We start from the raw sequence: 12,972 nt of genomic DNA on the forward strand, positions 1-12,972 counted from the left end.
TCTTGATTTTTTTGAAATATCATAGTGTTGTACCGATTGCCGGTTCTTCTTCAAAATCAACTTCCTGAATAGTTTTATGTCCCTTCCAGCCAAAGTATGCTACAATAACAAAACAAATTACCGGGACTACATAACCCATTTGAATATCGCCGGTCGAATCGCTGATTATTCCGAATAATCTGGGTAGAATGGCGCCGCCGACGATGGACATGATCAATAAACTGCTGCCATATTCGGTATCGCCCCCGAGATCAGCTATTCCCAGGGCAAAAATGGTCGGAAACATGACAGACATAAAGAAGCAAATGGCAATGACTGTATAGACCGTTATCATTCCATGTGCTGTTATTGCAACAATACATAATACAATGTTGATCAATGCATAAATTGTAAGCAACTTGCTTGGCTTAATGTATCGCATAAGAAACGTCCCAAAGAAACGCCCGATCAAAAATGCAATACCGCAGGCTCCTGAATAATAGGCAGCTTTTATTTCGCTGATGCCTGCAGATTTTGTGGCATACAGCACAAATAAGCTGAAAACACAAACTTGCGCACCCACGAAAAAAAACTGCGCAATTACGGACCAAGCGAGATGTTTGTGTTTAAACGCGTGCAAAATATTTTGGCTTTTTTCTCTTCCTGTTTCTTTATGCTGAATCTTTGGTAATTTGGTTAACGCAAAGGCTATTGCTATAACTAATAAAACGGTACCCAGGATAAAATAAGGAGTTTTAACTGAAGACGCTTCTGATGCCAGAGCAATCCGTTTTGCATCAGATGCCATAGCATTTAATTGCTGTTCGGAATACCCCTTGCCAAGAATCACTCTTGCGCCTATAATGGGCGCAAGGGCAGCCGCCAACCCATTAAATGACTGCGCAAGATTTAATCTTTGTGTACTTGTTTCATGCGGTCCCAATGCTGCGGCGTAAGGATTAGCAGCTGTTTCGAGAAACCCTAAACCACAGGCAATTACAAATAATGCGAAAAGAAAAAATATATAGGACTGCGTATTGGCTGCCGGGATAAATAAAAATGCACCGATCGAAAAAAATATTAAGCCCGTTATCATTCCAATTTTGTAGCCAAATCTTTTTATTACATAACCCGCAGGTAAGGCCATGAGGAAATAAGCTATATAAACGGCAGAATCAACCAGGGTCGATTGTGTAGTTGTAAGGGTAAACGATTTTTTTAAATGGGGGATCAGTATTGGGTTCAAGTTGTTTGAAAAACCCCATAAAAAGAATAAAGAGGTCACCAAAATAAATGCGAATCCAGCGTTTGACGCCTTGGTTGCAGCCACATTTTGGGGGAGCGACGTGTTCATAATGTATACTTGAAAATAGGTGAAATTGGTTAGGATCAAATATATTCGCCAGACTTGTGTTAATTGTTGTATTAAATAGACTTTGTTTTATATAAATCCGACTTTTTACCGAACTTTACGGATTATCAAATGAGTAAAAGGTTACTTGGGCACAATTTTTCCTTACTGCACGTGGATCATGTTAAACTGAATGAAAAGTGGAACTATCCTAACGTGATCAGCCCTTATTTCCGTGTTTACTATATTGATCAGGGGGAGGGGTTTATCTCTACCAAACAGGAAAAGATCAAGCTTGAGCAAGGCTATTTGTATGTTATTCCAAGCTTTACTTTATGCCACCTTTCGTGCAATACCTACCTGAGCCAATATTTCCTTCACTTTTTCGAGGAGTCGGCGGAGGGTATTTCAATTTTTGAGAATAATAGAAAGGTCATAAAAGTTGCCGCAACGGAGACGGATATTATAAACTTCAAAAAGCTATTGAGCATAAATCCTGGCCGGGGAATTAACAGGTCTGATAATCCAACTGTCTACGAAAAGAATGCCTATTACAAAAGCTATCAGGAAATAAATAATACCGTTAGTGACTCTGTTTATTTTGAAACGCAGGGTATAATTCTTCAATTAATTTCCCGTTTCTTAAACTCCCATGGGTTTAAAAACAAAAGCCCTGATCCCGTTCCCTCAAAAATTTTAGATGCGGCCAGGTATATTCAATTAAATCTGAAACAAAATTTAACGGTAAATTATTTGGCCGGCAGGGCAAACCTGCACCAGGACTATTTTTCAAGGTTGTTTTTTAAACACACAGGTCAAAGGCCGCTAAATTATTTGCACGAAAAACGAATCGAGCGAGCGCAATATTTAATTGCAACCACTACTTTGTCGTATAGAGAGATTGCCGAAAAAACAGGATTTGAAAACCTGCCGCATTTCTCAAAAATTTTCAAAAAGGTTACCAGCCTTACTCCGGGCGAGTATAAGAAATTGAACGGATTGTTATAGATCAACATCTCCGGTTCCAAACCGCAATCGTTGTCGACTTGCACATGTTATAATGTCCTAAAACGCTTGTTAGCTGCTCTTATCCATTCACGCGCTATAAGCTCATGGCCGGCATGCCCTTTATGAAAAAAAGAGAATTATGGAAAGACATTTTTGTTTAATTGCACGGCCAGGACAGTTACATCCGGATCAGATCCGCTGATGTTCTTTAGAATTGTGGTCCCATCTGCACGCTTTTTAAATTGAACAGCATTCCCATCTGACAAAGAATAAACACCAACTACTTTCTGCCCTTTATTTAACGTGGGTAATGCAAAATCTTTTTCTTTAAATCCATCCAGAAGATAAACGTAAATATACTTGCCGTTATACGCATAACCATACTGACCGTCTTTAGGATCCCAGGGGCCGCCCCTTGTGCCATAAACTGCCCCGCCAACTTTCTTTAACCACTTTCCTGTTTCACGCAAAACATGCTGCTCCGCCATTGAAATTTGTCCATGCCTGTCCGGGCCAACATTGAGTAATAAACTCATGTTCCGGATTACGCAATCGGACAGCATTCTTTTTATGAGGGCCAAACTTATTACCTTATTTGAGTCTGCTTGACCAGGTGTATAGCCCCAACCTGGCCCCATAGTCATACATTTCTCCCAAATTTCGTCGCTCCTGACAGGCCCGGTGATCGGATTACCTCCTTCCTCAGATTTAAAGTCGCCATACCATCCACTTCGTGGATTCACAATCACATCCGGCTGGTATTTTCTTACCATTCCCATTAGACCAAGCGGTTTTCCGTTTTTTTCATCGAAGTCCTGAATATAAGGGTCCACAGGCCACTTATTTTCACTGTCCAGGTATTTGCCAGATTCCCAGAAGTTTGCTGCGTCGGCATCGCTGCCTTGCTGACCGATCCAACCACCATCCCAGAAAATAATATCGATCTTGCCGTAATTAGTAACCAGTTCCTTAACTTGATCATACAGATCTGCTTTCATTCGGCGGGCATTTTCCTTATGGGCTGGATCAGTGGTATATCCAAATTTATTTGGCTTGCAGTCTGTGCCATTAACATCGTAATAACCGGGGTACCGCCAATTAATTAAAGTTTTGTAAAGGCCGACCTTTAGGTCATATTTTCTGCAAGATCTGACATACTCGGCAACAAAATCGCGATCGTGGGTCTGTTTACTGGAAAAGGCATCCCGTGCCTTTGTGCTAAAAAGGGCATAGCCATCATGGTGCATTGTCACCATGGTCATATACTTCATTCCTGCATCCCGGGCTAATGATGCCCAATCGTCTGCGTTAAATTTATCGGCAGCAAAGTAAGCGTCACCGCTTTCAGGATAGGCAAATTTCCGATATTCTTCGGGTAATATCCCTTTATTCTGGGCACCCCATTCTCCTCTGTTTTCCATATACCACTCTCCTTTTCCCGGGCCGGCATACAATCCCCAATGTATGAACATGCCAAATTTTGCATCGACTAGCCAGTCCAGCGTTTTATTAGGCTGTTGGGTAAGGCCCATGTCGGTTTTGGGTTTTCTGACTTTTACAGGGGATATTCCGGCTATTTTTTTGGGAATGTAGGCCCCTATAAATTCCAGTTGCAGCCGATCTGCCCATGCGCTGTTTTTTGCAGCATTTTCAGGATTCTCTATTTCAATTGTAGCATTTTGCTGGCCGGCCTCTGTAAAAATGTCAACTTTCACTTGCGTCCATGCAGCCATAGCGCTGGCAATACTAGCGTTGTTGGGGCCTAAACCATTGACGTTGAGCCGCACATCGCCCGAGCCACTTGCAGTTTTGAGCCAAGCTGTCAGCTTATAATGCGACAGTGGTTTTAGAGGGACCTGTTGCCAAATTGATGCTCCGGAACGTAATTCTATCGATCGCTTTCCTTCATAAGGGGCAGTTGCAGATATGAAGGCGCCATTTCCGACGGTTGACCAGGGTTGTAACGTGGAAGTCTCGAAATCCGGATTTTTAATTTGACCAGTCAATTGTTGACATACTCCGCTGTGGTGAGTAGTCGCAAATGCCATAGCCAGCAATAATTGTTTAAAGAGGACGCTGGTTTTTTGAGGTTGGGCCATTGATTTAAGCTTGATAGAGCTATTGTAAAACGATACTATTAATTCACGCCCTTGTTCTAAGTTTGCGATTTCGAACCACTAAGCGTGTTAAAATTGGTTAACAGCAAAGTTATTCCCCAGTTCCGGTTTATCATTGTTTTAAATAGACTTTGTTTTATATAAATCCGACTTCTTTCGATTTTTGAGTTCTATTATACAAGCCTGCAACAAGCTCAGGGGCGCCATCAGGAACAATATTTCAATTATAAGCAGAATAGCTAATTTTTAAGTAAATATCTAGATATGATATGCTTAATGTGTAATCATTAAATAATAGTTGATTGAGAATTAACTATTATTTATAGTCTATTTACTGCTGGTTAACATTTGGGCTATTAATATTATCAATACAGATACTCTCTTTTTTTAACGCAGTATACTTTTATTCCCAGAAATATGGGAGAAGAGCGCGACCCTCATTTTGGCAATGGGTTAAAATAATATTTGCAATTATAAACTGACATACCGGCCACTTGAAATGATTTTGCGAAAGTAAAGTATGCATTCTTTGGTCTTTTTCGTGGGAAACCAAATAAACTATATTATATGAGAACCTTAAACTATTTTTTTGGCCTCCTGGTCATTCTTATGTTTACGAGATGCCAGAAGCAGGAAGTCGCAAACCCGGTCAGTGGACACCCCATTACCAAAACCTCTAAATCATTGGCTTCAACTATCACCAGTTATCCGAGTTACAACACCTCGCCTCTTCCGCCTGATCAAACGGGAGTTACCAGTACGGCAACTCAGCTTGCTGCAAAATTCCAGTTAGGGTGGAATATTGGTAACACACTCGAGGCAACGGGCGGTGAAACAAACTGGGGCAACCCTATGGTGAGCCAGGCACTTATCGATGAAGTTAAAAAAGCCGGTTTTACCGCAGTTCGTATTCCTTGCGATTGGGATCAGTATTCTGACCAAAACACGGCGCAAATTCAGCAATCATGGCTCAACAGGGTGCAACAGGTTGTTCAATACTGCGTTAACGACGGTTTGTATGTGATATTAAATATACACTGGGACGACGGGTGGTTGGAGAACAATTGTACAACCGCGGCACAAGCTGCCGTTAACGCCAAACAAAAGGCCTTTTGGGAGCAAATAGCTACTAAAATGCGTGGATTTGACGAACATGTGATTTTTGCCAGCGCCAATGAACCTGCGGTATCAGATGCCACAGGTATGAGCGTTCTGCTCTCGTATCATCAAACGTTTGTCAATGCGGTCAGATCAACCGGGGGGCATAACAGCTACCGGGTGCTGCTTGTCCAAGGGCCAAGCACTAACATTGATTATACCAATAGTTTGATGAATACGCTTCCAACTGATCCAGCGAGCAACCGTTTAATGGTTGAAGTACATTATTATGATCCGGCTCAGTTTTGTTTTTTGACATCGGATGCAAGCTGGGGTAATATGTTCTATTATTGGGGCAGTGGATACCATTCTACAACCGATGCTTCACGAAATGCTACTTGGGGTGAAGAGTCATATATGACTTCAGAACTTTCGTTGATGAAGTCGAAATTTGTTGATAAGGGTATCCCTGTTATGCTAGGAGAATATGCGGTAAATCGCAGATTAGGGCTTACCGGGGATGCATTAAACCTGCAACTTGCAAGCCGGGCTTATTACCTTAATTATTTTGTGCACCAGGCGTTGCAAGCCGGGTTAAAACCATTTTATTTTGACTCAGGAGGAACCGACTCAACCAATCCTGGCAGAATTATTAACAGACAGACCAACGGCATTTACGATCAGCAAGGGTTAGCGGCCATTATGCAGGGCGCGCAGAATGGCACCACCTCGACAATTCAAACCGGACAGGTGTACCAGATATTTAACCGTAACAGTTTTAAATCGCTTGAATTTGTCGGGTGGGGTACGGCCAACCGAACCCAAGCCGACCAGTGGGACTATTTAGCTGGCGCTAACCAGCAGTTTATGGTTCAGGATGCAGGCAATGGCTATTATAGATTAACGCCAATGCATGCAACCGGAAAATGCCTGGAAATATATGGGGGAAGCAATAGCAATGGTGGACAGGCAGAACTGTGGGACTATTTTGGCGGAAATAATCAAAAATGGATGATTCAGCCTACTGACAACGGTTACTATAAAATCATCAATGTAAACAGTGGAAAAGCTCTGGATCTTTACCAACTTTCATTGAATAACGGAGGGGTGGCTGATCAATGGGATTATAACGGCGGTAGAAATCAACAATGGGGCTTTGTGAAAATATAATTTAAAACGGCGGTCAATCAATTTAGACTGCTGGTCAAAAACTCGTCACCAGTTTAAACTCTAGTTGAATAGGTATGTTAACGCGCTCTGCGGTGAAATTCGGAGCGCGTTAACATTTAAGATGCAGGATCAGAAGTAGTAATTGTGGATTGGCTTAAAATCCAGTTATCTATTAATTTTATATTAAACCGTAAAATTATTTAACTGAATATCTTCTGCGCAAAAATATTCAGTACTTCCACTAGTATCAGGATAATAATCACCAGTTCAAGGCGGTAACTATTTCTGTATTGCAGCAGGTCCCTGAAAAGCTCCAGGTTATCCTTTACAATACTTAATCCTTCCTGTATGTCCCTGAACCGTTCCTGCAGATCGAAGGTCCGTTTCAGGTCGGTGTGTATTTTATTTAAGTTCTCGTCGTCCCAGGTTTCGGGCGGCGAATCAAAAATATACAGATTCTCAGCAATTCGGTTTTTTAGTACCAGGGTTTTACCGATGTATTTTTTAAGATTAATGCCGGATATGTTGAGGCGTCCCTTTGCTTCGAGCATCTGCGTATGATGATTGGTTTCCTCGATCAGCCTGGTGGTTTGTTCTTCGTAATAATCGAGGGCAACAGATTGAGAAACGGTGAGCATGACCAGCCGCAATACTTCAACATCAGATCCGGCGATCTCGATTGAATTAAAGCCGATCTTGTTTTTGCCAGCGTTGGTATGTATTTCAAATTCCTCTGTCAGATTCTGGTCGAACGAGTTTTTGCAATATGAGGATATGAGCCGTAAAAATTCGCTGATCTTTATGGCGTCATAATTCAAAAAACACACTACTCCATATTTGAAAACATAGATAAACTGCTGGCTGCCTGTTTTATAAAATAATTCGTCGGCATCGCTATAGTGCAGATCAGCTTTAAATGTAGCCTTGAATGCTTTTAAATCTATACTATCAGCTATCTGGTATGATAAAACTTTTTGTAACATTATCTTACTATTCTAAATTCATTAATTTGCCGACGATACGTACGGCAATTGAGGAAGAAGTTTAGAGATCACCATCAGGTTATGACCGTTAATAGAATAAGTATTGTATAAAGCTACGTAAATACTTTATTAAGCAACCCGGCACAGGCGTCTTTCGCTATCAATACTGCTATTTTAATATCAGGCTTCATAAACACACTTGCCGCTGATAAATGTTTTTTCAACTTTGACAGATGTTAGTTTTTCCGGCTCTGCCTTTAAAGGATCGGCGTTTAACAGGATGAAATCGGCAAATTGCCCGGCTTGCAATGCCCCAATTTTTTTTGTACCAGCGATAGCCGCAGCGTTTACAGTATAGGCTTTTAAAGCTTCTGGAATGCTAATCGCTTCATACGGTGCAATGGCATAGCCTTCATTGTCTTTCCGCGTTACAGCGGCTTCCGCACCTTTTAACGGGTTCAAGTTACTAACCACCGGCGCGTCTGATGATAAAGCCGTTAGGATTCCATGCTTCAAGACAGAACGTACCGGGTAACAATGGTCAAGATACTGCTGATCAAGATATTGTCTGAAGTTTTTGCCTAATTCGCTTATAAATATGGTTTGCATGGATGTTGCAATTCCGTATTTGGCCATCGTTTCCAGGTCCCTTTCTTCCGGAAGCCCCAAGTGTTCAATGCGTTTGATGATTTCCGGGAAAGATTCACTTAATTCAATATAGCAACTGATCACAAATTCAATGGCTTGATCGCCTATGGCGTGTGTAGCTAAACCCAGGCCTTTTTCAAGTGCCGCTCGCCCTAGTTGCAAGTATTGCTGTTTTTGCAAACGCAGCACACCCTTGTCAGCGGTATTTTTATAAGTACGTTTCAGTGCCGCTGTTTTACCACTCAGACCGCCGTCGCTAAAAAACTTTACTGTATTTACATTAAACCAATCAGACGAATAAGATCCGGGCAGATCGTAAGGTTTCTCTCCGCCATCTGGCAATAGGATGGGGATAGCATTCAGCCGCAATCCCAATTCATTTGCTTCATGCATCTCATAGTAGGTTTGCAGCAACAGTGGGTCGACAGCGGGGTCTGTCGCCGCAGTAATACCTAAGCCAAACAATTGTTGCCGGGCCGCCTTAACCATAATTTTCAGTTCCTCTTTGGTATAAGCCGGAATATGTTTGCTGATCAACCCGAGTGCGGTCTCCGAAAAAATCCCGTTCGGCTTTCCGTCGGCACCTTTATACATCATTCCACCAGAAGGAACCGTGGTATCGGTAGTAATGTTACTCAGCTCCATAGCCCGCGTATTTGTTACGGCGATGTGGGCACAGGTACGGATAAGATATATTGGCTTGTCTTTCGTAATTCTGTCCAGGTCATTCTTATCGGGCATCCTGTTCTCTTTCCAGCCGGCTTCATTAAAACCACGTGCAGTTATCCAGTTTACCTGAGGGTTTTGCTGATGATAGTCCCTTATTATACTGAGCATTTCATCCAAACTGCCTGCTGTGCGTACATCCAGCATCAAGGTTTTAAGATTGCCTACTTTCCAAATATGGATATGCGAGTCGTTAAAACCTGGCATCAGTGTTTTGCCACCAACATCAATTAATTGGGTACCTGATTGCGCCAGTGACTTTAAGTCATCCCATTTGCCAATAGCCTTAATAAGATCTCCCTCAACAGCAATTGCATCAGCGCCCTCACTGAATCCTTCATGAAATGAAAGCAAATTGGCATTATGTATGATCAATGAAGCCATTGGATGTGCGGTAAATCAATGCCCTGCTTTAACTAATCTTTTTTCCTGAGCCCGGGCTATGGCATCTTCCAGCACCTGCAAGCCCTCGGTTAGTTGTTCATCAGTAATTACAATTGGAGGCAATAGCCGTATGCAATTGCTGAACAGTCCGGCACGTATCATCAGAAGGCCATGAGCCACTGCGTCTTTAATTATTTCTAATGTTAGTTCTGCATCTGGTTCTTTGGTGTCCCGGTCTTTTACAAACTCTATCAATCGCATTGCACCGATACCCCTTACATCACCAATCAAAGGATATTTTGCTTTCCAGCCTTCAAGTGTTTTTCGGATGCTTTCACCAACCTCATTCACTCTTTGCAAGAAAGCTGTACTCTTAATGATCTTTATTGCTTCGATAGCAGCCACACAAGCCACCGGACTACCGCCATAAGTGCCGCCAACACCTCCCAAATGTGGCGCATCCATTATTTCTGCACGACCGGTAACGGCGCTTATAGGCATTCCTGCGCCAATAGATTTAGCGCTTACGATAATATCAGGCACTACACCACTATGTTCAACAGCAAAGAACTTGCCTGTACGCCCTGCTCCGCATTGTATTTCATCAGCAATAAATACGATTCCGTATCTGTCGCAAACTTCACGCAGCTTATGAAGGTAGGCTGGGGGCATCGGTAAGAATCCACCCTCACCCTGCACAGGCTCGATGATGATTGCCGCCAATGATTCCGGATCAACCTGGGAAATAAAGGCTTCCTCCAGCTTTTTAATGAAAAAGGCAATGTATTCCTCTTCACTCAAACCATTAATGCCACGGTATGTATTTGGTGCCGGTATGCGATAAATATCAGATACATACGATCCAAAGCCTTTCTTGAACAGGGAATATTTACTGGTAAGGCTCAATGTAAGCAGTGTGCGGCCATGATAGGCACCTTCAAAACACAACACGGCATTACGTTTAGTATAGTATTTGGCAATATTAACCGCATTCTCCACTGCTTCTGATCCTGAATTTGCCAGCAAGGTCTTTTTGGGAAAATTACCTGGTGTTAAGCTGTTCAGTAATTCGGCCAGGTCAAGATAAGGCTCTATAGTAGTAACCAGCGAACAGGTATGAATGTATTTGTCGAGCTGATCTTTTATAGCATTCACTACATATTCATTGCTGTGGCCGACATTGATCATGCCTATACCCCCGGCAAAATCAAGCAGTTGGTTGCCATCTATATCCCACACCAAGGCGCCCTCAGCTTTTTCCACGACAATATCGGTGGATTTGGCTAGTCCGGCGGGTAGCGCATTTTTCCTTCTCTCTAAAGCGGCCTGGCCTTTGGGGCCGGGTAGTGCTGTTTTCAATTGAATATATGACATGATTTTTATGTTAGTCCGGAGGTCAGAAAATCCGCGCAACCGGGAATTTGAAACGATTATTAATATTATATCTCTTTATTACTGTCAATTTTTATAAAAACTCCATAATTGCCACAAATCGGATCATTCAGATAATCAGGTATCAGGGCTATTGGTTCAAAACCGATCTTCATTTGCGGGGTAAGTGTTGGATCGGATCGTAAACCAGCAATTAATTCCTGATAATAATCCTGCCCATTCATTAAATGACTTACTTTTCCGTAGCCACTCATCATGCCTACTGTAATTTGTCCTTTCAGCCCTAACTGCTTAACTACATGGTGCCTTGCACGATAAAGCAAGCGGGCCAGTCCTTTTCCGCGATAATCGGGGTGAATGCCTATGTCTAATCCGTAAAGCCATTCACCATTTGGGTTGTGATTAGTCATCCAGCCTCCTGCAAAGGTTTCCTTAAAGGAATGCTGCAGATCATTTAAATCGAATGTACTCCTCATGGTCGAGGTCATGCCTATTACTCTGCCGTTATCTGTAATAACAAACTGGCCTTCCGGGAAAATTTCCAGGTGTTTCAGGTAATGTTTTGCCAGTATCAGTTCGTCATCAGCCAATGTTGGAAACACCGTCCGCTGCAGCTCCTCCAATTGTTCAGCATGTTCGGACCTGGTGTTTTGAACTAAAAGTCCCGAATTATCATTGGCAGTATAGGTTTTAATAATGGTTTGCATTTTCTTTTTATTAATGGATAATATATCCGAGTATGACATAAACCATTGACGATATGATGAAGGCTATAAAGGCGTAAGGCAGTTGAGACAACCCGTGATCGAGGTTGTTGCATTCAGTACTTTGGGCAGTAAGCACAGTAGCATCTGAATACAAACATGCGTTAGCGCCAAATACGCCTGCACTGATCACCGCACCGCAATTGAGCAAAACATTTGAGTTAAAATGCTGTGCCAGCGGCACCACCAGAGGAATAGCGATAGCATATAAACCCCATGATGAACCTGTAGTAACCGAAATCAGCGACAACGAAACAAACACAATAACCGGCAAAAACTCTTTATTCAGATATGGCGATGCAGAATGAAGGATATACTGGGTAAGGCCCATCTTATCATTCACATCTTTTAGCACGTAGCTCATCATCAGGATGGCCAGGGCGAATACCATGCTGTTGAACCCGCCAAAAACGGTTTCTGATAATTGTTTGAACGACCCCAGCTTAATAATGAGGTAGTAAACAAAAGTGAATACAACAGCCACCATAACTCCCTTTAATGCATCGATATCAAAGTAAATGGTAGCAGCAAGAAGCACGATGATCGGTAAAAGAAAATAGATCACCCTGGGCGATTTTGCAGGGTTCATAGCAGAAATATCCAGGGAGGCTGTATCGCTGAATTCAGTTGCTGTAAGTTGTCCGGTTTCTTTAGCGCGTATGTCTGCCTTTTTTATCCGGCCGAACCACGGGAAGATACCGTAAATGAATAAGGGGATGATCAATACCGATATATAACCATAAGCCACATAGGGAATCATCTTCCAGTAAGTAGACAAGCCCTGGCCTTTCTGAGCCACTTTTGATGTTTCCAGGATATTGCTGATAAAGATCGTCCAGGTAGAAATGGGTACTATTACACACCAGGGTGGGGCAGTTGTATTAACGATGTAAGCCAGCTTTTCTCTGGGCACTTTAAAGGCATCCGTTATTTTGCGCATAGATAAGCCAACGGTAAGGGCGCTCAGGTAATCATCCAGAAAAATAAATAAACCAAGTCCCCAGGCACCCATTAGGGCGCTTTTTTCGGTTTTTAGCCTTTTCAAAGCCCATTCACCAAACTTAAATGTGCCTCCGCTCCTGACCATCAACCCAATTAAAGAGCCATACAGTCCGCAAACCAAAATCACCCAAACTGAATCCTGCTTGCCCATTACTCCTTCGAATGAGTTTACAAAAATGGTAAAGACATTCGTGTGCTCATGGTAACCGATAATAGCATAGCCCACCAGGCAACCAATAAGTAACGGCTCAAAGGAGGTGCGTTGTTTTATAGCCAATATGATGACTACTGCCGGTGGTATTAATGCTATTGCGCCGTATCCCATTTGGTTTAATTAGTGAATGCGTGAG

Annotated in this window: 9 protein-coding genes; 2 read left to right on the forward strand and 7 right to left on the reverse strand. The window is 42.4% G+C overall.

What is annotated here, in order from left to right:
• Positions 1 to 19 precede the first annotated feature (19 nt).
• Entirely contained in the window at positions 20 to 1,333 is a 1,314-nt protein-coding gene (gene fucP / locus Q3A68_RS22185) for an L-fucose:H+ symporter permease (RefSeq protein ID WP_302903338.1), read from the reverse strand.
• A gap of 129 nt (positions 1,334 to 1,462) precedes the next feature.
• Here fucP and Q3A68_RS22190 point away from each other — a divergent pair, with 129 nt between their 5' ends.
• Entirely contained in the window at positions 1,463 to 2,338 is an 876-nt protein-coding gene (locus Q3A68_RS22190) for a helix-turn-helix domain-containing protein (protein WP_302903339.1), read from the forward strand.
• A 137-nt stretch (positions 2,339 to 2,475) separates the two neighbouring features.
• Here the strand turns inward: Q3A68_RS22190 and Q3A68_RS22195 are convergent, their stop codons facing one another.
• Positions 2,476 to 4,437: an alpha-L-fucosidase gene (locus tag Q3A68_RS22195; protein ID WP_302903340.1), complete on the reverse strand. Its 1,962-nt coding sequence runs from the start codon at positions 4,435 to 4,437 to the stop codon at positions 2,476 to 2,478.
• A gap of 585 nt (positions 4,438 to 5,022) precedes the next feature.
• On the opposite strand from Q3A68_RS22195, the gene Q3A68_RS22200 reads away from it, so the two are divergent.
• Positions 5,023 to 6,723, forward strand: coding sequence for a cellulase family glycosylhydrolase (locus tag Q3A68_RS22200; RefSeq protein ID WP_302903341.1), 1,701 nt, complete (start codon positions 5,023 to 5,025; stop codon positions 6,721 to 6,723).
• Positions 6,724 to 6,923: 200 nt separating this feature from the next.
• Here the strand turns inward: Q3A68_RS22200 and Q3A68_RS22205 are convergent, their stop codons facing one another.
• From Q3A68_RS22205 to Q3A68_RS22225, 5 genes are all read right to left on the reverse strand, one after another.
• Positions 6,924 to 7,706, reverse strand: a complete 783-nt coding sequence (locus Q3A68_RS22205) for an RMD1 family protein (RefSeq protein WP_302903342.1) — start codon at positions 7,704 to 7,706, stop codon at positions 6,924 to 6,926.
• Between the two features lie 180 nt (positions 7,707 to 7,886).
• On the reverse strand, positions 7,887 to 9,464 hold the full coding sequence (locus Q3A68_RS22210) for an amidohydrolase (protein ID WP_302903343.1): 1,578 nt from the start codon (positions 9,462 to 9,464) through the stop codon (positions 7,887 to 7,889).
• A gap of 15 nt (positions 9,465 to 9,479) precedes the next feature.
• Complete coding sequence (locus Q3A68_RS22215; protein ID WP_302903344.1) at positions 9,480 to 10,838, reverse strand: aspartate aminotransferase family protein; 1,359 nt, start codon at positions 10,836 to 10,838, stop codon at positions 9,480 to 9,482.
• A gap of 65 nt (positions 10,839 to 10,903) precedes the next feature.
• A complete protein-coding gene (locus Q3A68_RS22220) occupies positions 10,904 to 11,563 on the reverse strand; it encodes a GNAT family N-acetyltransferase (protein WP_302903345.1) in 660 nt (219 codons plus the stop codon).
• A 10-nt stretch (positions 11,564 to 11,573) separates the two neighbouring features.
• The gene (locus Q3A68_RS22225) at positions 11,574 to 12,947 is read right to left on the reverse strand and encodes a Na+/H+ antiporter NhaC family protein (RefSeq protein WP_302903346.1); all 1,374 of its coding nucleotides are present in this window, start codon (positions 12,945 to 12,947) and stop codon (positions 11,574 to 11,576) included.
• Between the last annotated feature and the right edge of the window lie 25 nt (positions 12,948 to 12,972).

It is taken from the genome of Mucilaginibacter tolerans (assembly GCF_030519375.1).
Lineage (GTDB): Bacteria > Bacteroidota > Bacteroidia > Sphingobacteriales > Sphingobacteriaceae > Mucilaginibacter.

Bases quoted from the DNA above. Each gene is read 5' to 3' on its own strand.
- fucP (WP_302903338.1), bottom strand. From the start codon at position 1,333: ATGAACACGTCGCTCCCCCAAAATGTGGCTGCAACCAAGGCGTCAAAC.
- Q3A68_RS22190 (WP_302903339.1), top strand. From the start codon at position 1,463: ATGAGTAAAAGGTTACTTGGGCACAATTTTTCCTTACTGCACGTGGAT.
- Q3A68_RS22195 (WP_302903340.1), bottom strand. From the start codon at position 4,437: ATGGCCCAACCTCAAAAAACCAGCGTCCTCTTTAAACAATTATTGCTG.
- Q3A68_RS22200 (WP_302903341.1), top strand. From the start codon at position 5,023: ATGAGAACCTTAAACTATTTTTTTGGCCTCCTGGTCATTCTTATGTTT.
- Q3A68_RS22205 (WP_302903342.1), bottom strand. From the start codon at position 7,706: ATGTTACAAAAAGTTTTATCATACCAGATAGCTGATAGTATAGATTTA.
- Q3A68_RS22210 (WP_302903343.1), bottom strand. From the start codon at position 9,464: ATGGCTTCATTGATCATACATAATGCCAATTTGCTTTCATTTCATGAA.
- Q3A68_RS22215 (WP_302903344.1), bottom strand. From the start codon at position 10,838: ATGTCATATATTCAATTGAAAACAGCACTACCCGGCCCCAAAGGCCAG.
- Q3A68_RS22220 (WP_302903345.1), bottom strand. From the start codon at position 11,563: ATGCAAACCATTATTAAAACCTATACTGCCAATGATAATTCGGGACTT.
- Q3A68_RS22225 (WP_302903346.1), bottom strand. From the start codon at position 12,947: ATGGGATACGGCGCAATAGCATTAATACCACCGGCAGTAGTCATCATA.